The following is a 23224-nucleotide window of genomic DNA, read 5'->3' on the forward strand; positions in this document are numbered from 1 at the left end:
GGGAGGGCCTTTCGGTGGCTCGGTCAGCTCAGGCGGCCGTCCCGCAAGGTCAGGACGCGGTCGGCCGCGTCCAGTATCTCGTGGTCGTGGGTGACCATGACGGTGGCGGTGCGGTGGAGGCGGGTCTGCTCGGCGAGCAGGTCGACGATGTCGCGGGCCCGGGCGCGGTCCAGGGCGGAGGTCGGCTCGTCCACGAGCAGCACCTCGGGGGCGAGGACGAGGGCCCGGGCGATGCCGACGCGCTGACGCTCGCCGCCGGAGAGCCGGTCGGGACGGTGGCCCGCGCGGGCGGTCATGCCGACGGCTTCGAGCAGCTCGTCCGCACGGCGGCGGATCGTGCCGTCGAGGCGGCCCGCGACGTGGGCGGTGAGCAGCAGCTGCTCTCGCGCGGTGAGGGAGCTGAAGAGGTTGGCTTGCTGGAAGACGTAGCCGATGTGGCGGCGGCGGTGGGCGGTGCGCTGGTGTTCCTTGAGGGTGGTCAGGTCGACTCCGGCCACGTGGACGGCTCCCCTGGTCGGGCTCTGGAGGCCGCCGCCGACGGCGAGGAGGCTGGACTTGCCCGATCCGGAGGGGCCGGTGACGGCGACGAACTCGCCGGAGGCGACGGTCAGGTCGACCTCGTCGAGGGCGGTGACCTGCTGCTGGTCTCGCCCCAGGTGCAGGGTGACGCCGGTCAGGCGCAGCACCTGGGTCTTCGTCGGTGCGGGGTGGTTCATCGGTCGCCTCCGAGGGCGCTGAGGGCCTGGACCTTGGTGATGCGGCGGATGGCGACGGCGGCTCCGGCCAGTCCCAGGACGATCAGCAGGACCGCGGCCAGGGTGACCTGGTCCGCCTGGAGGGAGAAGGGGGCCGATCCGTTCATCGCGCCGCCCAGGGCCAGACCCACGGCGGTTCCGGCCGCGGTGGCGGCGAGCAGGACGACAGCGGCCTGGGTGAGGGCGTCGCGCAGGATGTAGCCGGTGGCGGCGCCGATCGCCTTCAGGAGGGCGATCTCGTGGCGGCGCTGAATGGTCCACACCGTGAAGAAGGAGCCGACGACGAGCGCGGAGATGGCGTAGAGGAAGCCGCGGATGAGGGTCATGGTGCTGGATTCCGCGGTGTAGCCGGGGGACGCGGCGTAGGTGCCGGCCTTGTCGACGGTCCGGGTGCCGAGGCGGTGGTCGATGGCCCCGGTGTCGGTGCCGGGGGCGAGTTGCAGGGCGACGGCGGTGGCCTGGTGGGCGGCGGCGTCGGGAAGGGCGCCGGGAAGGCCGTAGTGGAGCCGCTGCCACAGCGGCAGCGGTGCGTAGACCATGCCGACGTGGCCGAAGGAGGCGCGGCCGATCGTGCCGACCACGGTCAGGCGGGTTCCGGCCTGGCCGGCGGTCAGGTGGTCGCCGATCCTGACGCCCTCCTTGACGATCTCCTCGCTGACGAGGACGCCGTTCGGATCGCCGGACAGTGGCTTGCCGGACAGGGGCGGCGGGGCCAGGAAGCCGCCCGGCCGCACGCCGAGCACGGCGAGGTCGAGCTGTTTGCCGCCCGCGCCGCCGAGTTGGGCGTGCACCAGTTGCTGGCCGAGCGGTTCGGCCTTGCGGACGCCCGGCTCTGCGGCCCACTGCCGGGCGGTGTCGGTGGTGACGGTGGAGCGGGAGAACAGCTCTCCGGTGGCGGACCCGTCGAAGGCGAGGTGGGTGACCGGAAGGGCGCGCAGGGCGGAGATGCCGGAGTCCGCGAGGCCGCTGGCGAGCCCGGAGAGGATGACGCCGAGGACGGCGATCATGCCGACCACGGCACCGATGAGGGCGAACCGCCCGCGGGCGACGCGCAGATCGCGCAGAGCGAGGAACACGGGATGCCTTCCGCTTCAGGCGCCGACGGAGGCGACGGTCTCGAAGCTCTCCACGTCGCTCTTCATTCCGCTGGTGGACGACCCGTGAGCGGCGTGGAAGGCGGGCGACCGCATCCAGGCCAGGAACGCGTCGCGGGAGGTGAAGTCCATGACCGCCGCGTACGTCCCGCCCTCGTCCTGCGGGCGCAGCAGACGCGCCCCGACCAGACCGATCACGCCGGGCAGCGTCTCGCGCATGCTCGCCGCGAACCGCTCCTCGAACGCCGCCGCGCCGGCCGCGGGGACCGGTATCCGGTTCATCACCGTGTACATCCGAAAACCACCTGTTCCAAGGCAGAGCGAAGCACCGGCAGCTTTTGCCGACGCATATGTCAGCATCCTAGACCAGGTTCCCGACACACCTGTCGGGAAGGTGGTGAGCCGGAGGCGACGAACCGGAGCGGGGGTTAGTTCGGGACGGGGCGCACGAAGAGGCAGAAGGGGTGGCCGGCCGGGTCCAGCAGGACGCGCACGTCGTCCTGCGGCTGATGGTCCGCCACCGTCGCCCCCAGGGCGACGGCCCGCTCGACGGCCGACGGCAGGTCGTCGACCCCGATGTCCAGATGCATCATCATCTGCTGCCCGGTGCGCTCCGAGGGCCACCGCGGGCGCGTGAAGAGCGGTTCGGTCTGGAAGGAGAGTCCGCCGCCCCCGTCGGGCGGTGCGATCTCCAGCCAGCCCGCCTCCTCCCTGCGCACGGGCCAGCCCAGCAGCCCTTGGTAGAACTGCGCGAGCTCACGGGCGTCCGGGGCGTCGAGGGTGGTCGCGGCGAGAGTGAAACGCGGTGATGATCCCATGCGGTACGACTGCCCGCCCGGGTCCCGTACGAGCACGTCCCGGGCTTCGACGTCGGCCCGGCGACCGCCTCACGCCTCGCCGGCCCCGGCGATCTCGGGCTCCGGCGCTCCGGGCTTGGCGTGGAGGATCTCGCGGGCCTGCTCGGCGGCGCGGGCGAGGCTCTCGGATACGAAGTCGAGGAAGCGGGCGGTGTTTTCCAAACGCGCGCCCGCCGGGGTGCCGGGGCCGAGCACACCGACACCCTGGCGTGCCGTCTCGGCGACCTGGGCGGTGGCCCGGGCGCTGGACATCATCGCCTGGTACATGACCTCGTCGTCGACGACGTAGCGCTCGCGGCGGCGGTCGTCACGCTCGCGGCGCACCAGGTCCTGGCTCTCCAGGAACGCGATGGCCTTGGAGACGGACGCCGGGCTGACCTGGAGGCGCTGGACGAGTTCGGCCGCGGTGTGGCTGCCCGTGTCGCTGACGGTGAGGCAGGCCATCACCCGCGCCATCATCTGGGGCGTACCGGACTGCATGAAGACGGTGGTGAGCGTCTCCTCGTACGCGCGCACGGCCTCGGGGTCGCGTCCGTAGGGCTGCGGGGTCTCCTGCGTCCCGCGGGGCACGGCCTGCCTGCGGCGGTGGGACCGGCGCTCGGTGGCGCGGTGGGCGAGGTCGGCGCGGTAGGCGGTGGGGCCGCCGTTGCGCATCACCTCGCGGGTGACGGTCGAGGTCGGCCGGTCGAGACGTCTGGCGATCTCCGCGTAGGCGAGCCCGTCGGCCAGTCCCAGCGCGATCTGCTGGCGTTCCTGCTGCGTGAGCCTGCCGCCCGGCATCGTGGCCTCCTTCATGGTGCGTGGTGGTCCGACTATAGCGTTCACCGGCATTCCATTGCAACGCAGGACCAGGGCTATTGCATTAGCCGACACGACGGTTGCAACGATATTGCCGCTCTGAACTGCACTTACATGTTTCTGTCGCAACAAGTACATTGCTCGAATCGAGAACGCAACGTAGCGTTTCCAATGTCAGAAACGAACGCCGAACCAGGAGCACACCATGCAGAAGTTCGACACCACCGCCCCCGTCCACGCCGTTCTCGCCATCCCCGCCGGACGGGTCCAGCTCATCGCCGCCGACCGCGCCGACACCACGGTCGAGGTCCGGCCGGCGGACGCCTCCAAGAGCCGTGACGTGAAGGCGGCGCAGCAGGTCGAGGTCACTTGCGGCGACGGGGTCCTGCGGGTCATGGCCCCGGAGGCGAAGAACCAGCTCTTCGGCCCCTCCGGCGCCGTCGAGGTGACCGTCCAGCTGCCCGCCGGCTCCCGCGTGGAGGCCACGGCCGGCGGCACCGAACTCCGGGTGGTCGGACGCCTCGGCGACCTCTCCTTCGAGGGCGCCTACCGCCAGATCAAGATCGACGAGGCCGCGAGCGTCCGCCTGGCCGCCGTGGACGGCGACGTCGAGATCGGCCGGCTGGGCGGCTCCGCCCACATCAGCACCGCGCGGGGCGACATCCGGATCGCGGAGGCCGGACGCGGCACCCTCGACCTGCGCACCGAGTCCGGCGACATCACGGTCGCGGCCGCCGCCGACGTCTCCGCCTCGCTGGACGCCGGCACCTCCCACGGCCGGATCCACAACGCGCTCAAGAACGACGGCACCGCCGAACTCACCATCCGCGCCACCACCTCGAAGGGCGACATCACCGCCCGCAGCCTGTGACCCATCGTCCTCACCCGGGGGAACCTCTCATGACCGACCTGGCCATCACCGCGAACGGCCTGCGCAAGGCGTACGGCGACAAGACCGTCCTCGACGGCATCGACCTGAGCATCCCGGCCGGCACGGTCTTCGCCCTGCTCGGGCCGAACGGCGCCGGCAAGACCACCACCGTGCGGATCCTGTCCACCCTCATCGCCGCCGACGGCGGCGGCGCTCAGGTAGCCGGCCACGACATCGCCACGGCCCCCGACGGCGTCCGCACCGCCATCGGCGTCACCGGGCAGTTCTCCGCCGTCGACCAGCTCATCACCGGCGAGGAGAACATGCTCCTCATGGCCGACCTGCACCACCTGCCCAAGCACGAGGGACGCCGGACTGCCACCGAACTCCTGGAGCGCTTCGACCTCACCGACGCCGCGAAGAAACCCGCCGCCACCTACTCCGGCGGCATGAAACGCCGCCTCGACATCGCCATGACCCTGGTCGGCGCCCCCCGTGTCATCTTCCTCGACGAACCCACCACCGGCCTCGACCCGCGCGCCCGCCACACCATGTGGCAGATCATCCGCACCCTCGTCGCCGACGGCGTCACCGTCTTCCTCACCACCCAGTACCTGCAGGAGGCCGACGAACTCGCCGACCGCATCGCCGTCCTGCACGACGGCCGCATCGCCGCCCAGGGCACCCCCGAACAACTCAAACGACTCGTCCCCGGCGGCCACATCCGCCTCCGCTTCACCGACCCCACCGCCTACCGGACGGCCGCCGGCCTCCTGCGCGAGGTCAGCCGCGACGACGACGCCCTCGCCCTGCGCATCCCCAGCGACGGCACCCAGCGCGCCCTGCGCACCCTCCTCGACCAGCTGGACGAGGCCGGCATCGAGGCCGACGAACTCACCGTCCACACCCCCGACCTCGACGACGTCTTCTTCGCCCTCACCGCGGACACCGACCCAACCGGCGACACCGGCCAGCCCAAGGAGAACGCCCGATGAGCACCCTCACCCTCGCCGTGCGCGACTCCACCACGATGCTGCGCCGCAACCTCCTGCACGCCCGCCGCTATCCGTCCATGACACTCAACCTGCTGCTCACCCCCGTGATGTTGCTGCTGCTGTTCGTCTACGTCTTCGGCGGCGCGATGAGCGCCGGGACGGGACGCTCCGCCTACATCGCCTACCTCGTGCCCGGCATCCTGCTGATGACCATCGGCTCCACCACGATCGGCAGCGCGGTCGCGGTCGCCACGGACATGAACGAGGGCATCATCGACCGCTTCCGGACCATGGCCATCCACCGCGGGTCCGTGCTCTTCGGGCACGTCGCCGGCAGCGTCCTGCAGTGCCTGATGAGCGTGATCCTGGTCGGCGCGGTCGGCGTGGCCATCGGCTTCCGGTCCACCGACGCCACCCTCCTGGAGTGGCTGGCCGCGTTCGGGCTGCTCGCGCTGTTCTCGCTGGCGCTCACCTGGATCGCGGTCGGCATGGGGATGAGCAGCCCCAACGCCGAGGCCGCCGGCAACAACGCCATGCCGCTGATCCTCCTGCCGCTCATCTCCAGCGCCTTCGTCCCGCTGCACTCCATGCCGGGCTGGTTCCAGCCGATCGCCGAGTACCAGCCCTTCACCCCGGCCATCGAGACCCTGCGCGGACTGCTCCTCGGCACCGAGATCGGGAACAACTGGTGGATCGCCCTCGCCTGGTGCCTGGGCCTGACCGTCCTCGGTCACCGCTGGTCGAAGGCGCTGTTCGACCGCGAGTCCAAGTGAGCGACCGTCGACGCGAGTCCGAGTGAGCGACCGGTAGGTGCCCCTGCGAGAGCAGGGGCATTCTGCTGCTACCTTCCGAGCCATGACCGACAGCGTGCATGTGGGCAATGCGGGCAAGGACGCGGCGCTGGACCGGGGATGGCTCCTGGGGCACTTCAAGGACGCCTCCGATCCCCGGCACAGCGAGCACGTGGAGATCAAGTGGGGCGTCCACCCGCGGGGCGACGAACGGGCCCGGTGGGTGACCGGCGAGGAGCGAACCGCCCTGCTGATCCTCATCAGCGGACGCTTCCGGGTGGAACTCCCCGGACGTGACGTCGTCCTGACCGAGCAGGGCGACTACGTCGTGTGGGGACGGGGGGTCGACCACTCCTGGTTCGCGGAGGAGGAGTCCGTGGTGCTGACGGTCCGCTGGCCCTCCCTCCCGGGCTACAAGGTCGACGAGGACGAATCCGCCGCCGGTCACGGCCGTTCGCTGAGCACCGCCGCCTCGTAACGACTCGGTGTACGACCCGGATCCGCCTGTCGCCGACCGAAAGAGAGCAAAGACGGGCGGGACTACTGCAAGTCCTTTCAATGTGCGGCATTCGCTCAAGGAACGAGGACGGAAACCTGGCGTGTGCCGCGTGGGCAGCCTCTCGGTGCCGCGCACGCGACTGGTCGGGCGCGCGGACGAACTGGCAAGCGTGGAACACCTCTTGTTCCGGAGTCGCGTCTGGTGACGCTCACCGGGGTCGGAGGGGTGGGCAAGACCGGCTGGCGCTGGCGGCGGCCGAGGCCCTGCGGACACGGTTCCGCGACGGCGTATGGCTGGTCGAGCTCTCGCCGCTCACCGACGGCGCGCTGCTCGCCCACGTCATCGCCGAGGCGCTGCCGCTCACCGACCAGACGACCCGGCCCGTGATCGACGTGGTCGCCGAGTACCTGGCCGAGCGGGAGGCGCTGCTGGTGCTGGACACCTGCGAGCACCTCACCGACGCGTGCGCCCTGGCCGCCGAGGCACTGCTGCGGGCGGCACCCGGCCCGCGCATCCTCGCCACGAGCCGGTGCCGACTGGGCATGACGGCCGAGGAGGCGCTCACCGTCGAGCCGCTGCCGGTACCCGAGAACGACACGGCGACCGGCCCGGCCGACGCGCTGACGCTGCTGACCGAACGGGCCGCGGAGGCGGTACCGGCGCTCGGCCTGGCCCAGCAGCAGTGGAACACCCTGGGGCAGCCGCAACTCGGGCTCCCGGCACGGGTCGCCGAGCGGGAGAAGTGCGAACGCGAGGCCCGCGGGGCCATCGGCCCCGCCGCCTACGAGACCGCCTACGACGAGGGCCGCACACTCGCCTGGGACATGGGCGTCGCCTACGCCCTCGGCCACTGAGCCAGGCCGCGAGCGCACCGGCCCTCCCTCCCCCGGGATCACGCCGCGCCTCCCGCTCCGCCGTCCCCGTCCCACCGCCGTCCCAGCGGTGACCCGTTCGCGCAGGTCACGCGGGCGGGACCGTCCCCCTGTCCCAATCCGCCGGTGTGCGGGGCCAGTTGGGGACGACCGCTGCCAGCATGATCGGGCGCCGGGAACTCCCGGCCATCGATACGAGGGGGAACACCGGATGGGACGAAGGACGCTTCTGCGGGGTCTGACCCTCGCCGTGGCAGCGGCCCTGCCCCTGTGCGGGCCGACGGTGGTGCAGGCGGCACAGTCCGCCGCCACGGCGGTCGCCGTCTGCGGGCACACCAGCGCACAGCCCACCTTGCAGCGAGGAGCGACGGGGGACCCGGCACTCGAGGCGCAGTGCGAGCTCAACCTGGCGACGAAGCCGAGCCGCTACACGCCGATCGCGGCGGACGGCACGTTCGGGCCGGCGACGGAGACGCGGGTCAAGGACTTCCAGCGGTGCGCGGGGCTGACCGTGGACGGTGTCCTCGGTCCGCAGACGTGGGCGGCGCTCAACACCTGGGCCGCGCAACCGCACACCTGCGGCGTGCAGGGCACGTCGAGCGCGGCGGAGCCCGCGGTGTGCGGCCACATCGACACACGCCCCACGCTGAAGAAGGGCGCCAACGGCATCGAGGTCAAGGAGCTGCAGTGCCGGCTCAACCTGGCCATGGAGCCCTTCCACTACCCGCCGCTGACGATCGACGGTGACTTCGGCGGCGGCACCGAGTCCCGGGTGATCGAACTCCAGCACTGCGCGAACCTCAGCGCCGACGGCGTCGTGGGCCCCAACACCTGGTCCAAGCTGGTGGACTGGTCCGGCCGCAACACCTACTGCGCGCCGCCGCGGCCGGCCGGCTACCCGATCGACGGCCTGGACACGGCCAAGTACCAGCACCCCGGCGGCGCGGCGATCGACTGGAAGGCCGTACGCGCCTCGGGCGTCGAGTTCGCCACGGTCAAGGCGACCCGGGGCACGAACGTCACCGATGAATACCTCGCCACCGATCTCCCGGCGGCCAGGGCGGCGGGCCTGGCCGTGGCGCCGTACCACTTCTACACGGGCTCCTCCCCCGACACGGGTGCCGCGCAGGCCGACCGTTTCATCGCCGCCGTGCGGGCCACCGGCTACACCGGGCAGCGGGCGGGCGACCTGCCGCCGATCTTCGACCTGGAACGCATGGACGACGGCAGCGGGCGCTGCCCGACCTACGGCACGGTCGCCGACACCAAGGCATGGCTGGACCGCGTGGAGGCCGCCTTCGGCCGCACTCCGATCATCTACACGCAGAAGTCCTTCCTGGACGACTGCATGGGCTCCACCACCGCCTTCGCCCGGTATCCGCTGCAACTCGCGGACTACCGCCAGTCGATCACCCAGCCGCCCGTGCCCAACGGCTCGTCCACCTGGACGATGTGGCAGTACACCGACGCCGCCGTCTTCCCGGGCATCAAGGCACCGGCGACCGCGGACGTGTTCAACGGCACCCAGGCCGATCTGGACCGGCTGGCCAACCGCTGATCCGGCCCGACCACAGGAGAACCCGTATGACCACCCGGTTCACCCGCGCGTTCCCCCTCGCGCTGCTCCTCTGCCTCGGCTTCACCGTCCCGGCGACCGGCTCCGCCTCCGCCGCCCCCGCCGCCGTGGCGACGAGCTGCTACGGCGGGGCGGTCACCGTGCGCTACGGCGACGCCGTCGAGTTCGGCCCCTACTGGAGCTCGAGTCGCTGCACCGACATCAACATGCGCGTCATCGGCGGCACCGCCGACTACGTCAACGCCTGTGTGAAGTTCGCGAAGTACGGCACCTGCAACCGCTGGACCAAGGTCGGCCGGAGCTGGACGACCATCGCCACCGACGTCCTGAACGACAGCAAGTTCACGGTGCCCGCCGGCGTGCCCCTGGAGGGCGACGACGCCGTCATGCAGATCGCCTTCTGACCCTCCTCCCCCGACGGAGACCGACATGACCCGCACACGAGCGTTCGCCTCGGCCCTGCTCACCGCGGCCGCACTGCTGGGAGCGGGCGTCGCGCCCGCCTCGGCGCAGACCTCGGCCGCCGCGACCAGCTGCTACGGCGGCGCCAAGACCCTGACGTACCACTACCAGTCCGCCGCCAAGGAGTACGGCACCTACACCACGTCCTCGCGGTGCAACGACATCAACCTCAGGCTCCTCACGGACGGCCCTCAGGGCATCTACCTGGACGCCTGCGTGGTGTTCGTCGACCACACCACCAAGTGCAACAACGACGACGCGTACACCACGCACGGCACCGAGTGGGGAACCATCGCCACCGACGTCAAGGACGGCACCCACTTCGTCGTGCGCATCCACGCCTACGACATCGACGCCCAGAACGTCACCTTCCAGATCGCCTACTGACCTTCTCCGCACCGCCGCTCACCGAAAGGACGACCATGACCTCCTTCTTCCGCCCCATGGACCGCCGCACCATGCTGCGTGGCACCCTCGCCGCCGGCGCCGGCGTCGCGTTCGGCCAGCTGCTGTTCTCCGGTACCGCGCAGGCGTACGGGTGGTCGCGCACCCTCAACCAGGGCGACAGCGGCGCCGACGTCACCGAGCTGCAGATCCGCGTCGCGGGCTGGGCCGCGGACAGTGCCTCCCACAGCCGGGTCGGCATCGACGGCGACTTCGGCCCGGGCACGGCGGCGGCCGTGCGCCGGTTCCAGGCCGCCTACGGTCTCTCCGTGGACGGCAGCGCCGGGCCCAACACCCAGGCCAAGCTCAACTCCCTGGAGCAGTCGGACGGTTCCACGCTCCACTTCAACTGGAGCGAGTTCGTCAACCAGACGGACGGCACCTTCAACGGCGGCAAGCTGAGCGCCTCGCAGGTCAAGGAGAACGTCCGCCGCTGCATGTACAAGCTGGAGGCGCTGCGCAAGAAGCTGGGCGACAAGCCGATCACCGTCAACTCCGGCTTCCGCAGCATCGCGCACAACGCCGAGATCGGCGGCGCCAGCGACAGCATGCACCTGTACGGCACCGCGGCCGACCTCGACGTGTCCGGCGTGTCCAACAAGACCGTCTACCAGAAGGCGGAGACCTGCGGGTTCTCCGGACTGGAGACGTACAACACCGACCACCAGCACGTCGACAGCAGGGCCGACCTGGGTCGTGACTGGTGGTGGGAGAACGGCACCGTCTGACACCGGCGGTGGGGCGTCCGGTGTCCTCGGGTACCACTGGGGAGTACCCGAGGACACCGGGCCTCAGCTCTTCGGCGTGTTCTTCAACGCCGCCTGGCAGGACGGCCAGTCGTGGAAGTCGTGCCGAACGGCCCACAGGCGGTGGGCCGCCTTGATGTTCCAGTCAGGGTCGAACGCCCGCAGCGGTGTGCCGTCGAGCTGCCGCAGGCGGGCGTCGGAGATCTGGAACACCCCCCAGTTGCGGCTGCCGTTGGTGTTGGGCAGCACGTACAGCGGGTCGAGGAAGGACGCGCAGCGGGCGATGGCCACGGCGGTGTCGGGGTCCTCGACGAACACCTCACGGATCCGCTGCGCCACCCGGTCCGTGGACCAGGTCGCCATGCTCACCTTCCGCGAGTACAGCGCCTTCTTGGTGTCCTCGTCGACCACGCCCCTGGCGGTGACCCCCGCCAGCACCTGGAACGCGGTCACTCTGCGCAGGGTCTCGGGACCGAAGTCCCCGTCGACGGCGAGCCTGCCCTTGGCGCGCACCAGCAGCAGTTGCACCTCGCGCACGCACCCGTCGTGCTCCCCCATGCTGACCGTCCCGCAGGCCGGGGAGTCGAGCACCTTGTCGCCCGCGGTCCGGGAGCCACCGGTGGTGCGCCCGGAGGGCAGCCACACGAAGCCGGCCACCAGCAGCACCGCGAGCACGGCGGCCAGGACCGCCCAGCGCGAGGAGAGCTGGTCGGGCAGCCGGTACCGTCGCGCCGGGCCGTCCTGGACGGGGGCGGGCTGCGGCGGGGTGACGTCCTCCTCCGGCACCGGAGTCGGCCGCGCGGCCTCGGCGGGTAAGACGGGTGCCTCGTGGGCGCCGGACTCCGGTTCCCGGCTCTCCTCGCCGGAGCCGGCCGGGGCGTCGCGGTCGCTGTCCGCCAGCGCCCACAGCCGGTGCACTTCGCGCAGTTCCTCCGCGCTGGCGCCGCACACCCTGGCGAAGGCGTGCACCACCCGGTAGTCCGCCGGGACTCCGAGGCCCGAGCAGTAGCGATGCAGACTGGAGCCGCTGACCCCCGCTTCCTTGCCGAGACGGTCGTAACCCCGGCCGCTGCGGTCCTTCAGCATGCGAAGGTGAGCGGCGAATTTCTCTCTGTGCGAGGAGGCAGCCACGAAAGCACCCTTGCTCAAGCCCTTACCGACGGGTAGAAGCTACACCGGGCAGGAGCCGCGGCAAGGCCCTTTCACACAGGAATACGGACACAGATTCGAAGGTGAACGGGACCGGTGAACGGGACCGCCCGAGGGTCGTTCGGCACTGTCCCTGGCTATGTCCAACTCACGGTCTGCCCACGTCAGCGCCATCCACAACAGGGTGGGCGCCTCCAGGGTTGGGGGGCATTGGCGTTCCACGAGCGGTAGAGCGGCATGCAGATGGGCCAGGGTGTCCAGCCGGTCTGCCGTCTCCAGCAGGCCGGCGGCGTGCGCGGCTGTGGAAGCCGTTGGCCCAGTTCCTTGACCCACTGCAGCTCCTCTCCGCGGACCCCGCATAGCGTGAAAGGAGCCAATGAAACGATTCACAAGGGGGCTCCGAGCCATGTCGGCCCGGCCAGACGCTCATCGCCCGGCAAGTCGTCGACCTGGGCCGCAGCACTCGACCCGCATCACCTCGTCCTGCCGGACGACAACCCTGCAGTAGAAGTGGCCGACCACGCCCTCACCGCAGCCATCGAAGCCGACCGGGCGAGCTACCGATAGGGCTGCGCTCCTCACCCGCTTCGCTTCAGAGCTCAGTACGCGCTACGTAGCAAGTGCCATCGATCTGTCCAGCACCATCGTCACTTGACGTCACCGACTGATGTCAGCAGCCGCCGCCACGAGCATCCACTCAACCGCAGGTCGGAGAGCCTATCTCCGATACCTGACGCTGGCACAGTGAGCTCCTTCAGCGTTGCAACTCAAGGGTGAGGACGGCCTTGGCGATTGACGTCATGCGGTTGGGGCTGCAACGGGACCTGCGGAAGATCCGCCAGGACTTCAGGCGGGCGACGCCGCGTTCGACAGGTGCGCGTGCTGCGGCCATGGCACGGTTGCGGGTCTTGTCGGTGGCGGTCAGTTCCTGCAGAGGCTTACTGTACGAACGACCTGGACGCCATGGGCCGCGGCTGCTCGGCTCTGCCTGGGTCGATGGTGTGCGGGATGGGAGCCCTCAGCATCCGCCACGATGGACCCGCGGTCGGCGACGGCGCCCCCTCCATCCCGGTGCCGGCCGATCCCCCGCCGGAGGCATCGTCTTGACCGTGGGCCGCGTTATGCGGTGATCGACTCGTGGCGTCCGGCCCTATCCACACTTGGGCACGCGTCGGCGCAGCGGAGCGCAGCCGGGGCTTGATCCGGAGGAAGCGAGAACACCGCCGATGGCGATGAAGGACTGATCGGACGAGTTCAAGGCCGATGCCGTGGCCCTGTACGAGTCCACGCCCGGGGCGACCTACAAGAGCATCGCCGCTGACGATGCGCCGGGCCACGTTTACCGGCACGGCGTCCCCGCCCTGGAAAGGGCGCTCGGGTCGACAACGGGCTGAACGTGCAGGCACCCCGCCGATGTCACAGAACACGGGGCCGTTTAGTCTCGGGTCCGAAGGTCAACTTCGCGGAGGCTGACGAGAGTCGGTTCGCGGACATGTCGAGAAGGGGATCAAGATGCGCCAAAAGCTCGCAGCCCTGGCCGTGACCACCGTTATCGTCGCCGGCGGGTCACTCGCCAGCGCGACGTCGGCGTCCGCGACGGTCGACCCGCCTGCGGGCGGTTGGGACCACACGTGGACCACCACAGACGCCAAGCAGGGTGGCACGGTCTACGTCGAGGAGCACGGCGATATCGTCCAGGTCTGTGACACGGCAGCTGACGGGGTAAGCCCCCTCGTGGACGTCTCCTACTTCAACAGCACAACCAACGAATGGATCCACCGCTACCAACTCAAGGCGGGGGGCGGGGTCGGATCGTGCGCCAGTGCCAGCGCTTCGCAGGGGGGCGCATACGACCTCCCCGAGGGTGCTGAAATCGAGGTCGACGTGTGGCTGAATGAAGTCCCCGACCACGCGTCCGGGCACTTTTACCTCAACGACCACTAGAAGACTGAGTCCAAGGGTTCGTCAGTGGTCATAGGCGGTCAGTGAGCTTCTTCGATGTGGCCACCGATCGGGTGACGGTCCGTGAAGCGCAACGAGCGAGGCCCCCGGGTTGTTGATCGAGATGTCTGACGTCTCAATCACGTTGCTCGGGGGCCTCGTTGGTCATCCATCCTGCCGCACTCGACCTGCCGCATGCACTCGTGGAGTGGGTCACCATGTTGATCGTCACCCGTGAGGGCGACCGGCGTTGCAAGCTCCGCCCGTCACAGCGCGCGATGGTGGCACTGGTGTACCTGCGCGAACACACCACCCTGGCGAAGATTGCCGCCGGGTTCGGGATCAGCGAGTCCACCGCGCATGCCTACACCAGCGCGGTCGTCGACCTTCTCGCTGCCCGTGCCCCGGGTCTGCTGAAGACGCTGCGCGACCACGATCCCGACTTCGTCCTGCTTGACGGCACTCTCGCCGAATGCGACCGGGTCGGCGACGGCCGGGCCGACTACTCCCACAAGCACCGGCGCCACGGCGTGAACGTGCAGGTCGTCACCGATCCCGGCGGCCGGCTGCTGTGGCTCTCGCCCGCCCTGCCGGGCCGCACCCACGACCTGACCGCCGCCCGCACCCACCGGATCATCCGGATCTGTGAGCGCCAGGGTGTCCCCATCGTGGCCGATCTCGCCTACCAGGGCGCCGGTCCGTGGCTGACCACGGGCATCAAACGCAAGCCTCTGCAGGAACTGACCGCCACCGACAAGACCCGCAACCGTGCCATGGCCGCAGCACGCGCACCTGTCGAACGCGGCGTCGCCCGCCTGAAGTCCTGGCGGATCTTCCGCAGGTCCCGTTGCAGCCCCAACCGCATGACGTCAATCGCCAAGGCCGTCCTCACCCTTGAGTTGCAACGCTGAAGGAGCTCAGTCAGTACGCCGCAGCGGAGGCGCTGTCGAGCGCGGAAGCAGATCTCAAGGACCTGCGGTCCAAGGGGATCGTGACAACCGGCGCACCGACCCACAAGATCGCGGTCGACAGCCTTGACGCGGCCAAGAAGGTTCCCAGTGCGAAGCTGACGGATTGCTTGGACAGCAGCCATTGGAAATTCATCTACCGCAGCTCCGGCAAGCCTGTGGAGATGCCGAAGAAGCGGCTCATCCGTTACCAGACGAAGATCGATGCCGAGAAGTGGGGAAAGCAGTGGAAGATCATAGACATCACTCCACAGCAAAGCGCCTGCTGATCCACCTGGGCTTCGTGCTGGCCGCAGCCTTAGCACTGTCGTTAGCGCTACCCTCGCACGCTTTCGCTGACCCACCGACCGGCGGTAACTGCAGCGGGGCAGGCAAGTGGGTGGTGTGCGAGGCTGACGACGACTCGACTACGCCGGGCTCCAATGCAAAACCCGTCGGCACAGGGAACGGCAAAGCCAGCAGCAAGTCAACGTGCAGCATTCGGAAACTGGATCCGCAGCCGCCCGAAGGCAGCATGTACTGGAAAGGCAAGTCGTCCAAGGACGGTGCAGTCTACGAGCGCCAGTGCAAGAACGGCCCAGACGGCGCCCCCGTGTTCACGTACTTCGTTGCCGACACTGCTGCGAACGTGCCTGCCATTGATCCAGTGGTAGTGGCCCAGCAGGCCGTCAGCAAGATGCTGCTGGCAGGCCCGGACATCGCCAGCCCGCGTACGGCCGGCAAGTACACGGTGGGTGTCCCGATGTGGATGTGGGTCAATCAGAGCGCCACGACCTATGGTCCAAACACCGCGACGGCCACGGCGGGTGAGGTCACCGTCACCGCTACCGCCAAGGTGTCGAAGATCGTGTGGTCGATGGGCGACGGCACCTCCGTCACCTGCAACGGCCCCGGGACCCCCTACACGTCCTCCGCGGGCATGGCCCAGTCTCCGACCTGCGGCCACGTGTACGCAAAGACCTCAGCAAGTGCCCAGAACGGCAAGTTTCCCCTGACCGCGACCTCGACGTGGGCGATCAACTGGCAGGGCGGCGGACAGGCCGGCCAGCTCACCGAGGTCCGACAGACCAACGTGCAGGTGGCGATCGGCGAAGTGCAGGTCGTCAGGTAACGCCACCGGAAGGACGGAAACGGTGAACAGGACCCAAGAACGTGCAGGCACAGCCCCGGACACACTCCCCCACCACGCACGCGTGGCCGGACCGGTGGCGCCGCCCCGGGTTGCAGCCCGCCGGCGACGACCGGGGGTGATCGCCCTGTCGCTGGCGCTGATCGCGGCTGGAGGAGCGGGAGTTGCGGTCCTGCTGATGCAGGTCGGCCACCGCACGGGCGTGGTGACGGTGACGCGCAACGTCCAGGTCGGCCAGGTCCTCACCGACGATGACCTCGGCAAGGCCTCCGTTGCCCTGGACCCGGCCGTCAAGGCGGTGCGCGCAGACGACCTGCAGTCGGTGGTGGGCAAGCGGGCCGCCGTGGAGCTCAAGCCCGGTTCCCTGCTGGCTCCCTCACAGGTGACCAAGGACAGCCTAGTGAAGGCCGGCGAGCAGTTGGTGCCGATCGGTCTGGAGCCCAAGCAGATCCCGGCCACCGCTTTGGTGCCAGGCCAGAAGGTCCAGCTTGTGCACGTCCCGGCTCAGGCGTCGACCGATACCGGCACGACGTCCGGCGCCGCGCCGCGGACCATTGGCGGCCGGGTGGTGAAGGCGTCGGACGCGGCCCCGGGTACGGGTGTCGTGGTCGTCGACGTGGCAACGTCCGCGAGCGACGGTCCCACGGCGGCCGCGTGGGAGGCGGCCGGCACCCTGCGGCTGGTTCTCGCTGCTCCGGGCGGCAGCTGATGGCCGTCATCGCGTTAGCCGGCTGCAGTGGCGCGCCCGGTGTGACCACGAGCGCGTTGGCTTTGCTGTTGTCGTGGCCGCTGGCGCCGGGTCGGCGGATGATCCTGGCCGAGTGTGACCCGGACGGTGGTGCGGTGCTGCACGGGCTGCTGCAGGGCACGCTGGGTGACCGGTACGGGCTGCGTAACCTGTCCGTCGCCGCCCGCAAGGGTGAGTTCAGTGAGGCTTTCTGGCGGCAGTTGATCGACTTGAGCGGCGGCGATGGCAAGGGGCGGGAGTCGGCGCGCAACCGGCTTCTGCTGCCTGGCCTCACCGACCCCGGACAGTCGGCCAGCCTGACGCAGGTGTGGAAGATCCTGGCGCAGATGTTCCGCGGCATCGAGGCCGAGAGTAGCCACGACGTGATCATCGACCTTGGCCGTCGTGGCGCCTACGGACCGTCGGGAGTCTTGGCTGAGCGGGCCGACGCACTGTTCGTAGTGGTCCGCAACACCTTGCGTTGCCTGCAGGCGGCCGAGTCTCGGGTGCGTGCGCTGGAGGAACGGGTCGGTGACGTCAGCGTCGTGATGATCAATGAGGGCAGCTATCCCGCGGGCGAGGTGCAGCGCGTGCTGCAGGTGCCGGTGATCGCCACCCTGCCGTACGTGTCGAAGGACGCCCGCGTGCTGTCCGACGGCGCCGAGCAGCCGCGGCACTTCACCCGCTCGCCGCTGATGAAGGCCGCTCATGCGGGCAGTATGTTGCTGCTGCAGCGGGCTGCCATGCGCCGGGCTCGCCTCGACCCACGCCTTTCGCGCACGGCGGGCGGGGAGGTGCCGCATGCACGCTAGGCCCCTTCACCCCGACCCCACCGTGGCCCCGCCGCCCCATCACCGGACCCCCACCCACGCTGCACCGGGGTCTGCCGGCGCTGCCGCGGACCCGCGGGTGCTCGGTACGGCCGCGCCGCAGGTCACGGTCGACTACCGGGTGGCCCGTGACATTGCCTCTCAGGTGGCCCGGCAGCGCGAAGAGCTGATCAAGACCAGGCCCGGCATGGATAGGGCCAGCGAGGAACAGCGCTGCCTTCAGTGGATCGCTGAGGCGGTCGCGGTGTGGTCGGATGCCCGGGCGATGACGCCGCAGGAGGATGAGGCGCTGCGGCGCGGCGTGTATGACCTGCTGTTTCGTGCCGGGCGGCTCCAGCCGTACCTGGACGACGAGCGGGTCGAGGACATCATCATCCAGGGCCCGGGTGAGGTGTGGCTGGACTACGGTGACGGCCGGCGCCGCCGGGTCGGCCCGATCGCCGACTCCGAAGAGGAACTGCTGGAGCTGCTCCGGGAGTTGGCGCGCGGCTCCGGGCACGGCGAGCGGACCATTTCCACTGCGAACCCCACGCTCGCCCTGTCCTTGGCCGACGGCTCCCGTCTGCAGGCCATCACCGGGCTGGGGCCGATGACGTATGCGGTCATCCGCCGCCATCGTGTCTCCCACGCCGACCTCGACGACCTGGTCCGGTTGGGGACCCTGGACCCGATCCTGCGCGAGTTCCTCGGCGCATGCGTGCGAGCGGAGAAGAACATCATGATCGCGGGGAAGCAGAAGGCCGGGAAGACCACGCTGCTGCGGGCGATGCTGAGGGAGTTCGATCCGGAGTGCCGGTTTGCGACTATCCAGAGTGAGGACGAGCTGTTCGCCCACACCAGCGGCCATCACCGTCAGGTGGTCTCCCTGATCGGGCGGGAGTCCAATGGCGAGAGGGACGCAACCGGGCGTAGCGCTGGTGAGGTCACGCTGCTGGATTTGATGTATCCGGCGTTGCGGATGTCGCTGGAGCGGATCGTGGTCGGTGAGGTCCGTGGACCGGAAGTCGTCGCGATGATGCAGGCGTTGACCAACGGTTCCGGCGGCAACCTGTGCACCATCCACGCTCGCCGGCCGGACATCGTTTTCGACCGAATCGCCGAGCTGTATGCGCTGGCGCAGGAGAATCTCTCCGAGCAGCTCGCCTACCGGCAGACGGCCAACGGCTTGGACTTCATCGTGTACGTCGATATGACGGACGAGACGCAGATCGGCGGCCGCCGCCACCGCTACGTCTCCCACGTGCTGGAGCTGACCGGGATCGGCGAGAGCGGCCGTCCCGCCACCAATGAGGTGTTCTCGCCTGGCCTTGAGTGGGGGGAGCTGCGGGCGGTGCCGCGGATGGATCCGGCCTGTATCGACGATCTGCGCCGCGTCGGCTTCGACTCGGGCCTGCTGCAGCAGCCCTACGGTGCCTGGCGGGCGCCGCTGCCGCTGAAGGTGGGGGCGAGCCGATGATCTGGCTGCTGGGCTTGTTGTGCGGCATGGCCGTGGTCGGCGGCTTGATCGGTGTCGTGGCCGGTGTCGTGGGCGCCACCACGCCGCGCCGTGCCCCGCTTCTCAAGCGCTGGCGGGCGAGCCTGCGGAGCGGGAGGGGCCGTAGCGAAGGGGTGCGGCTGCGGCGCCGGAGCCTCATGGTCGCGGCCGTCGTGGTGTTCGCGGGCCTCTGGCTGGTTTCCGGGAACTTCGTCGGCGCCGTTCTGCTGGGTGCGTCTGTGATTGGGGTTCCCTGGCTGATCACCCCGGCGCAGATGGCGGAGAAGCGCATCGGGCAGCTGGAGGCACTGTCGGAGTGGACGCAGCGGTTGGCCGGCCTGCTGCGGCTGGGCATGGGCCTGGAACAGGCGATGATCACCAGCCGTCAGGGGGCGCCGGACGAACTCGCCGAGCAGATCATCACTCTGTCCGACCGGCTGCGTCTGGGTTGGCGGCCGGAGGGTGCACTGCGTGCGTTCGCCGAGGAACTCGATGACGTCACTGCGGACAAGGTGTGTGCGGCGCTGATCCTGTCGGCGGGCGATCGCGGCCCGGGACTGGCGCAGGCGTTGGAGGACTTGTCGGGCACCGTGCGCGAGGAGGTCGCCAAGAAGCGTGCCATCGAGGCGGACCGGGCCAAGCCCCGTACCACCGTGCGGTGGATGACCCTGATCACCGTGGGCGTTGTGGTGGCCGGCTTCTTCGTCCCCTCCTACACCACGCCGTACTCCACATTCCTCGGTCAGCTCGTGCTCGCCTTCCTCACGGCCGGCTTCGTCGGCGTGCTCGCCCTGATGCGCCAGCTCGGTACCTTCCGGCGCATCCCGCGCTTCCTCATCACCGACCCGACCAGCACCGTCCGGCCGCCTACGTCTACGTCCGTACCCGACGGGCCGGCCGCCGCCCGCGAGCCGGAAGGAGTCACCTCGTGAACCTGCTCCCCGTCGTCCTGAGCGGCGGCACGATCGGCGCGGGCGTCGCCCTGCTGATGAGGGAACTGCTGCAGCCGCAGCCCGCGTTGGGGCCGGCCCTCAAGCGCAGCGTCCCGGCCGCCTTGACCGTGCCCGAGCCGGAGCTGGACCGTGAGGAGGTCTGGGGCCGGTGGCTGCTCGCCCGCCTGGGGCGCCTGCCGGGCGTGACGGTGCCGACCACGAACCTGGCCCTGCTCGGGCAGGGGCCGGGGCAGTTCATGCTGAAGAAGACCGCACTTGCCACGCTGGGGCTGCTCTGCCCGGTGATCGCGACGATTCCGTGGATCATCGCCGGGGTGGGTCTGCCGTTCTACGTGCCTGCCGGCGTCGGACTCCTCGTCGCGAGCCTGCTGTTCCTCACCCCGGATCTCGCGGTGCGGGACCAGGCCAAGCGGGCTCGGGAGGAGTTCGCGCACGCCCTGTCCGCCTACCTCGACCTGGTCGCGCTCAAGCGGGCCGCCGACGCCGGCCCCGCCGAGGCCCTGGAGAAGGCCGCAGCCGTCGGCGAGGGCTGGCCCTTCATGTATCTGCAGGGCGCTCTGCGCCGGGCGCGGCTGGAGAAGATCCCGCCGTATCAGGCGCTCACCGAACTCGCTGCCGCCTACGACCTGCCGGTCCTTACCGACGTCGCCGACATCATGCGCGGCTCGGCCACCGACGGCACCGCCGTCTACAAGGCGCTGCGGGCGCGCACCGCCGCGCTGAACGCCGAACTCCTGGCCGCCCAAGCCGCGGAAGCCAACACGGCCAGCGAAAAGATGACCGCACCCGGAGCCCTCCTCGCCGTCCTCGTCATGCTCCTGATGGCCTTCCCCGCCGTCATCCGCATGCTCACCGTCTAACCACCCCGCAACCGCCCCGTCTACCACCGACGACCGCACCCGACGCTTTTCGAAAGGCACGGATCATGAAGCACACCGCAGCCCGCACCCGCCCCGCGGAAGCCCACCCGAGCACACCCCCACACGGCGATCCATCGTTGTCCGGCACAGCAGAAGCCAGGCGTCGGGGTGGCCACAGTCGGATGCACCCCCACCGGTTAGCCCGGAGGCTGACCGGCCGCGTCCAGGAAGACCTCCCCCCGGCCGGCCGCCGCCCCGCCTCTTCTGCCGCCCTACCCGCACCCGCGGTCTCGGCCGCGCACGACAGCGCTACGGAACCCGCGCTGTCTCCCGGTCAGGAAGGGCGCACCACGGGTATGTGCGGGCCCGTCGGCCGCACGGCTGTCCGTGTGACTACCCGCCTGCGTGCGGGCGTTGACGAGGCCATGGCGCGGCCGGACCGCGGCGACATCAGCATCACCACCGTCATCATCTGGGTCGCCGCCGTCACCGGCGCCCTGCTGATCGCCGGAACCATCGCGGCCGTGATCGCCAAATACAACGGCCAGCTCAACGGCCTGTGATGTCCTTCCGCCCACGACTCCACGCCTGGTGGCGCAGCCGACGGTGGGCCGAAGACCGCGGCGACACATCCATCCAGATGGCGATCGTGTTCCCCCTCGTCCTGCTCGTCACCCTCGCCGTCATCCAGGCCTCGATGTGGTACTACGCCCGGCAGATCGCCCTGACCGCCGCCCGCGAGGGCGCCACCGCAGCCCGCGCCTACCAGGCGAGCCCGGCCGACGGTGCGGCCCGGGCACGCAGCGTCCTGGGCCGCACCGCGGGAGACAGTCTGCGCGGCTACAGCGTGGCCGCAAGCAGCGACGGGCAGCGGGTACGGCTGATCGTCACCGGCCATGCCCTCTCTCTCATTCCCGGCATCCCGGGCCTGCACATCAGCCAGTCCGCCACCGGAACGGTCGAACGGTGGACCAACCCTGGGGAGTGAACCACGTGCCAGCACACGCCAGTTGGGCCCGCAGTCGGCCTGGCGGCGATGAGGGCAGCGTCGCGATCGAAGCAGCCATCGTCCTCCCGGCCCTGATCATGTTCTTGTGCCTGGCCCTCGCGGGCGGCCGGATCGTCACCTCCGGCGCGAAGGTCGACGCAGCGGCGCAGGACGCAGCCCGGGAAGCATCCATCTCCCGCACCGCGGCCGCCGCCCAGCGCGCAGCGCAGTCGGCGGCCGCAGAGTCCCTCAAGGACCAGGGCATCAGATGCGCCTCAACATCCGTGACCATCAACACCAGCGGCCTCAGCGTGCCAGTGGGGCAGGTCGGCACCGTCACCGCGACCGTGACCTGCACCGTCAACCTCTCCGACCTCCTGCTGCCGGGCGTTGGGGGAGCCAAGACCCTCACCGCCACGGCAACGTCCGTCGTCGACGCCTACCGGCAAAGGGCGGACGGGCCGAGCACCGGCCTGCCGCGGAACCTGAACCCCGCGGCGGAGGTGGCAGGGTGAACACACGAAGGCACAGGCAGGACTACTCACGGCGCGCCGCGTGCGCGTGCGCGGGCCCGGCACACTGCTCGCGCTGCGGCCCAGACGTTTTCGAACTCTGCCGCGCCAAGGTCCTGCGGATCGTGCGGGTCCCACTCGTGGACGGCAACCTCGGCCGTGGCGCCGAAGACCGCCTCATACGCTGCGAGGTTTCCCTCCCGCCGGGCGGCCTCCCACTCCGTCAGCGAGGCCGCAGCCAGCGGCCTTTGAAGTGGTCCTTGCAGTTCGACCTGGCGCGTGACCTGGCTATCGGCGTCGGCCTCGAAATAGAACCAGGTGTCTTCCTCAGCCCAGTAGCTGCGAAACCAACGCGTCATGGCCTCATTGTCCGCGACGGCGAGACGACCGCCGGTTCACAGCTCCTGCGTCCAGATGCCGATGGGATGGTCACCGGGGTGCAGCGACAGCCGGGGCTGCAGAGCCAGCAGGCCTTCACCGCCGGGCTGCCACGGGAAGAGCCCCTCCCGATTGGGCCAGGCGACTTGCAGAAACGGGAACGGCGGCCTGCGGTAGTAGCCGATCGCCGTACCGAAAAACGCCCTATACCAGCGATAGTCGACCGCCTTAAGGACGAGAGGGACGGTGGTGAGGTCGTCGATCTCCTGTCCTGCCGCAAGCCCCGGTCCGACGACGGCCCGCCGAGCGAGGTCGTTCAGGAGTGTATGCATCAGGTGGATGTCCAGGCCGAACATGGCGAGTTCGGGCATGCGGTGGCTGTGCCACAAACCGATGGTGTAGGCCCAGCCCGGCCCCTGGTCATCGGCGGGGACCATCACCACCTGCCACCCATACTCACCGACCTTGGCGACACTCAACCGGGTACGGGCGTCCAGTTCACTGACGTCCTGGCAGATGACGCAGTGGCAGACGGCGTGAGCGGTGGGCATGACC

29 protein-coding genes and 1 pseudogene are annotated in these 23224 nt (G+C 69.9%); 21 read left to right on the forward strand and 9 right to left on the reverse strand.

Features of this window, described 5'->3' with window-relative positions; genetic code table 11:
• Positions 1 to 23: 23 nt before the first annotated feature.
• From LN251_RS38660 to LN251_RS38680, 5 genes are all read right to left on the reverse strand, one after another.
• Positions 24 to 716 carry an ABC transporter ATP-binding protein gene (locus tag LN251_RS38660; protein WP_458248820.1) on the reverse strand — a complete coding sequence of 231 codons (693 nt, stop codon included), beginning with the start codon at positions 714 to 716 and terminating at the stop codon, positions 24 to 26.
• Complete coding sequence (locus LN251_RS38665; protein ID WP_458248821.1) at positions 713 to 1831, reverse strand: ABC transporter permease; 1119 nt, start codon at positions 1829 to 1831, stop codon at positions 713 to 715. The genes LN251_RS38660 and LN251_RS38665 overlap by 4 nt, the downstream gene beginning before the upstream one ends.
• A gap of 15 nt (positions 1832 to 1846) precedes the next feature.
• The gene (locus LN251_RS38670; RefSeq protein WP_458248822.1) at positions 1847 to 2143 is read right to left on the reverse strand and encodes an antibiotic biosynthesis monooxygenase family protein; all 297 of its coding nucleotides are present in this window, start codon (positions 2141 to 2143) and stop codon (positions 1847 to 1849) included.
• A 134-nt stretch (positions 2144 to 2277) separates the two neighbouring features.
• Positions 2278 to 2667 carry a VOC family protein gene (locus LN251_RS38675; RefSeq protein WP_458248823.1) on the reverse strand — a complete coding sequence of 130 codons (390 nt, stop codon included), beginning with the start codon at positions 2665 to 2667 and terminating at the stop codon, positions 2278 to 2280.
• A gap of 69 nt (positions 2668 to 2736) precedes the next feature.
• Positions 2737 to 3486: a helix-turn-helix domain-containing protein gene (locus LN251_RS38680; RefSeq protein WP_458249518.1), complete on the reverse strand. Its 750-nt coding sequence runs from the start codon at positions 3484 to 3486 to the stop codon at positions 2737 to 2739.
• 223 nt (positions 3487 to 3709) lie between these two features.
• On the opposite strand from LN251_RS38680, the gene LN251_RS38685 reads away from it, so the two are divergent.
• The 9 genes from LN251_RS38685 to LN251_RS38725 all read left to right on the forward strand — a co-directional run bounded on the left by LN251_RS38685 (position 3710) and on the right by LN251_RS38725 (position 10742).
• A complete protein-coding gene (locus LN251_RS38685) occupies positions 3710 to 4375 on the forward strand; it encodes a DUF4097 family beta strand repeat-containing protein (RefSeq protein ID WP_458248824.1) in 666 nt (221 codons plus the stop codon).
• A gap of 29 nt (positions 4376 to 4404) precedes the next feature.
• Positions 4405 to 5370: an ATP-binding cassette domain-containing protein gene (locus LN251_RS38690; protein WP_458248825.1), complete on the forward strand. Its 966-nt coding sequence runs from the start codon at positions 4405 to 4407 to the stop codon at positions 5368 to 5370.
• Positions 5367 to 6143: an ABC transporter permease gene (locus LN251_RS38695; protein ID WP_458248826.1), complete on the forward strand. Its 777-nt coding sequence runs from the start codon at positions 5367 to 5369 to the stop codon at positions 6141 to 6143. Before LN251_RS38690 ends, LN251_RS38695 begins: the two co-directional genes overlap by 4 nt.
• A gap of 82 nt (positions 6144 to 6225) precedes the next feature.
• On the forward strand, positions 6226 to 6639 hold the full coding sequence (locus LN251_RS38700) for a signal peptidase I (RefSeq protein WP_458248827.1): 414 nt from the start codon (positions 6226 to 6228) through the stop codon (positions 6637 to 6639).
• A 404-nt stretch (positions 6640 to 7043) separates the two neighbouring features.
• Positions 7044 to 7514, forward strand: a complete 471-nt coding sequence (locus tag LN251_RS38705; RefSeq protein WP_458248828.1) for a hypothetical protein — start codon at positions 7044 to 7046, stop codon at positions 7512 to 7514.
• Between the two features lie 229 nt (positions 7515 to 7743).
• A complete protein-coding gene (locus LN251_RS38710; protein ID WP_458248829.1) occupies positions 7744 to 9090 on the forward strand; it encodes a GH25 family lysozyme in 1347 nt (448 codons plus the stop codon).
• Positions 9091 to 9116: 26 nt separating this feature from the next.
• Entirely contained in the window at positions 9117 to 9512 is a 396-nt protein-coding gene (locus LN251_RS38715; RefSeq protein WP_458248830.1) for a hypothetical protein, read from the forward strand.
• Between the two features lie 25 nt (positions 9513 to 9537).
• Positions 9538 to 9957: a hypothetical protein gene (locus LN251_RS38720; RefSeq protein ID WP_458248831.1), complete on the forward strand. Its 420-nt coding sequence runs from the start codon at positions 9538 to 9540 to the stop codon at positions 9955 to 9957.
• Between the two features lie 35 nt (positions 9958 to 9992).
• Positions 9993 to 10742, forward strand: coding sequence for a D-Ala-D-Ala carboxypeptidase family metallohydrolase (locus LN251_RS38725; protein ID WP_458248832.1), 750 nt, complete (start codon positions 9993 to 9995; stop codon positions 10740 to 10742).
• Positions 10743 to 10805: 63 nt separating this feature from the next.
• On the opposite strand, the gene LN251_RS38730 is transcribed toward LN251_RS38725, so the two are convergent.
• Together LN251_RS38730 and LN251_RS38735 are read right to left on the reverse strand one after the other, a co-directional pair.
• Positions 10806 to 11846 (reverse strand): helix-turn-helix domain-containing protein, encoded by a 1041-nt coding sequence (locus tag LN251_RS38730; protein WP_458248833.1) that lies wholly within the window; start codon positions 11844 to 11846, stop codon positions 10806 to 10808.
• 817 nt (positions 11847 to 12663) lie between these two features.
• Positions 12664 to 12849 (reverse strand): annotated as a pseudogene (locus LN251_RS38735) (transposase family protein); the annotation flags it as partial.
• Between the two features lie 572 nt (positions 12850 to 13421).
• Between LN251_RS38735 and LN251_RS38740 the strand changes: the two are divergent.
• From LN251_RS38740 to LN251_RS38795, 12 genes are all read left to right on the forward strand, one after another.
• Positions 13422 to 13853, forward strand: a complete 432-nt coding sequence (locus LN251_RS38740) for a hypothetical protein (protein WP_458248834.1) — start codon at positions 13422 to 13424, stop codon at positions 13851 to 13853.
• Positions 13854 to 14011: 158 nt separating this feature from the next.
• On the forward strand, positions 14012 to 14761 hold the full coding sequence (locus LN251_RS38745) for a transposase family protein (RefSeq protein ID WP_458248835.1): 750 nt from the start codon (positions 14012 to 14014) through the stop codon (positions 14759 to 14761).
• Between the two features lie 80 nt (positions 14762 to 14841).
• Positions 14842 to 15087: a hypothetical protein gene (locus LN251_RS38750; RefSeq protein WP_458248836.1), complete on the forward strand. Its 246-nt coding sequence runs from the start codon at positions 14842 to 14844 to the stop codon at positions 15085 to 15087.
• A complete protein-coding gene (locus LN251_RS38755; protein WP_458248837.1) occupies positions 15045 to 15929 on the forward strand; it encodes an ATP/GTP-binding protein in 885 nt (294 codons plus the stop codon). The genes LN251_RS38750 and LN251_RS38755 overlap by 43 nt, the downstream gene beginning before the upstream one ends.
• A gap of 136 nt (positions 15930 to 16065) precedes the next feature.
• Complete coding sequence (locus LN251_RS38760) at positions 16066 to 16656, forward strand: SAF domain-containing protein (RefSeq protein ID WP_458248838.1); 591 nt, start codon at positions 16066 to 16068, stop codon at positions 16654 to 16656.
• Complete coding sequence (locus tag LN251_RS38765; protein WP_458248839.1) at positions 16656 to 17486, forward strand: hypothetical protein; 831 nt, start codon at positions 16656 to 16658, stop codon at positions 17484 to 17486. Before LN251_RS38760 ends, LN251_RS38765 begins: the two co-directional genes overlap by 1 nt.
• Complete coding sequence (locus tag LN251_RS38770; protein WP_458248840.1) at positions 17476 to 18960, forward strand: CpaF family protein; 1485 nt, start codon at positions 17476 to 17478, stop codon at positions 18958 to 18960. Before LN251_RS38765 ends, LN251_RS38770 begins: the two co-directional genes overlap by 11 nt.
• Positions 18957 to 19910 carry a type II secretion system F family protein gene (locus LN251_RS38775; RefSeq protein WP_458248841.1) on the forward strand — a complete coding sequence of 318 codons (954 nt, stop codon included), beginning with the start codon at positions 18957 to 18959 and terminating at the stop codon, positions 19908 to 19910. Before LN251_RS38770 ends, LN251_RS38775 begins: the two co-directional genes overlap by 4 nt.
• A complete protein-coding gene (locus tag LN251_RS38780; protein WP_458248842.1) occupies positions 19907 to 20791 on the forward strand; it encodes a type II secretion system F family protein in 885 nt (294 codons plus the stop codon). Before LN251_RS38775 ends, LN251_RS38780 begins: the two co-directional genes overlap by 4 nt.
• Before the next feature lie 356 nt (positions 20792 to 21147).
• Positions 21148 to 21354 carry a hypothetical protein gene (locus tag LN251_RS38785; protein WP_458248843.1) on the forward strand — a complete coding sequence of 69 codons (207 nt, stop codon included), beginning with the start codon at positions 21148 to 21150 and terminating at the stop codon, positions 21352 to 21354.
• On the forward strand, positions 21354 to 21779 hold the full coding sequence (locus tag LN251_RS38790) for a TadE family protein (RefSeq protein WP_458248844.1): 426 nt from the start codon (positions 21354 to 21356) through the stop codon (positions 21777 to 21779). Before LN251_RS38785 ends, LN251_RS38790 begins: the two co-directional genes overlap by 1 nt.
• A 5-nt stretch (positions 21780 to 21784) precedes the next feature.
• The gene (locus tag LN251_RS38795; RefSeq protein ID WP_458248845.1) at positions 21785 to 22294 is read left to right on the forward strand and encodes a TadE family protein; all 510 of its coding nucleotides are present in this window, start codon (positions 21785 to 21787) and stop codon (positions 22292 to 22294) included.
• Between the two features lie 26 nt (positions 22295 to 22320).
• Here the strand turns inward: LN251_RS38795 and LN251_RS38800 are convergent, their stop codons facing one another.
• Both LN251_RS38800 and LN251_RS38805 read right to left on the reverse strand, forming a co-directional pair.
• The gene (locus LN251_RS38800; protein WP_458248846.1) at positions 22321 to 22650 is read right to left on the reverse strand and encodes a hypothetical protein; all 330 of its coding nucleotides are present in this window, start codon (positions 22648 to 22650) and stop codon (positions 22321 to 22323) included.
• Between the two features lie 36 nt (positions 22651 to 22686).
• On the reverse strand, positions 22687 to 23220 hold the full coding sequence (locus LN251_RS38805; RefSeq protein ID WP_458248847.1) for a DUF4262 domain-containing protein: 534 nt from the start codon (positions 23218 to 23220) through the stop codon (positions 22687 to 22689).
• Positions 23221 to 23224: the final 4 nt, after the last annotated feature.

The organism is Streptomyces sp. MAI_2237 (assembly GCF_054189285.1).

Coding starts and splice junctions, on each gene's coding strand:
- LN251_RS38740 (WP_458248834.1), top strand. CDS start 13,422: ATGCGCCAAAAGCTCGCAGCCCTGGCCGTGACCACCGTTATCGTCGCC.
- LN251_RS38765 (WP_458248839.1), top strand. CDS start 16,656: ATGGCCGTCATCGCGTTAGCCGGCTGCAGTGGCGCGCCCGGTGTGACC.
- LN251_RS38710 (WP_458248829.1), top strand. CDS start 7,744: ATGGGACGAAGGACGCTTCTGCGGGGTCTGACCCTCGCCGTGGCAGCG.
- LN251_RS38790 (WP_458248844.1), top strand. CDS start 21,354: ATGTCCTTCCGCCCACGACTCCACGCCTGGTGGCGCAGCCGACGGTGG.
- LN251_RS38695 (WP_458248826.1), top strand. CDS start 5,367: ATGAGCACCCTCACCCTCGCCGTGCGCGACTCCACCACGATGCTGCGC.
- LN251_RS38785 (WP_458248843.1), top strand. CDS start 21,148: ATGTGCGGGCCCGTCGGCCGCACGGCTGTCCGTGTGACTACCCGCCTG.
- LN251_RS38715 (WP_458248830.1), top strand. CDS start 9,117: ATGACCACCCGGTTCACCCGCGCGTTCCCCCTCGCGCTGCTCCTCTGC.
- LN251_RS38675 (WP_458248823.1), bottom strand. CDS start 2,667: ATGGGATCATCACCGCGTTTCACTCTCGCCGCGACCACCCTCGACGCC.
- LN251_RS38730 (WP_458248833.1), bottom strand. CDS start 11,846: ATGCTGAAGGACCGCAGCGGCCGGGGTTACGACCGTCTCGGCAAGGAA.
- LN251_RS38805 (WP_458248847.1), bottom strand. CDS start 23,220: ATGCCCACCGCTCACGCCGTCTGCCACTGCGTCATCTGCCAGGACGTC.
- LN251_RS38680 (WP_458249518.1), bottom strand. CDS start 3,486: ATGCCGGGCGGCAGGCTCACGCAGCAGGAACGCCAGCAGATCGCGCTG.
- LN251_RS38700 (WP_458248827.1), top strand. CDS start 6,226: ATGACCGACAGCGTGCATGTGGGCAATGCGGGCAAGGACGCGGCGCTG.
- LN251_RS38725 (WP_458248832.1), top strand. CDS start 9,993: ATGACCTCCTTCTTCCGCCCCATGGACCGCCGCACCATGCTGCGTGGC.
- LN251_RS38770 (WP_458248840.1), top strand. CDS start 17,476: ATGCACGCTAGGCCCCTTCACCCCGACCCCACCGTGGCCCCGCCGCCC.
- LN251_RS38800 (WP_458248846.1), bottom strand. CDS start 22,650: ATGACGCGTTGGTTTCGCAGCTACTGGGCTGAGGAAGACACCTGGTTC.
- LN251_RS38775 (WP_458248841.1), top strand. CDS start 18,957: ATGATCTGGCTGCTGGGCTTGTTGTGCGGCATGGCCGTGGTCGGCGGC.
- LN251_RS38720 (WP_458248831.1), top strand. CDS start 9,538: ATGACCCGCACACGAGCGTTCGCCTCGGCCCTGCTCACCGCGGCCGCA.
- LN251_RS38690 (WP_458248825.1), top strand. CDS start 4,405: ATGACCGACCTGGCCATCACCGCGAACGGCCTGCGCAAGGCGTACGGC.
- LN251_RS38685 (WP_458248824.1), top strand. CDS start 3,710: ATGCAGAAGTTCGACACCACCGCCCCCGTCCACGCCGTTCTCGCCATC.
- LN251_RS38670 (WP_458248822.1), bottom strand. CDS start 2,143: ATGTACACGGTGATGAACCGGATACCGGTCCCCGCGGCCGGCGCGGCG.
- LN251_RS38660 (WP_458248820.1), bottom strand. CDS start 716: ATGAACCACCCCGCACCGACGAAGACCCAGGTGCTGCGCCTGACCGGC.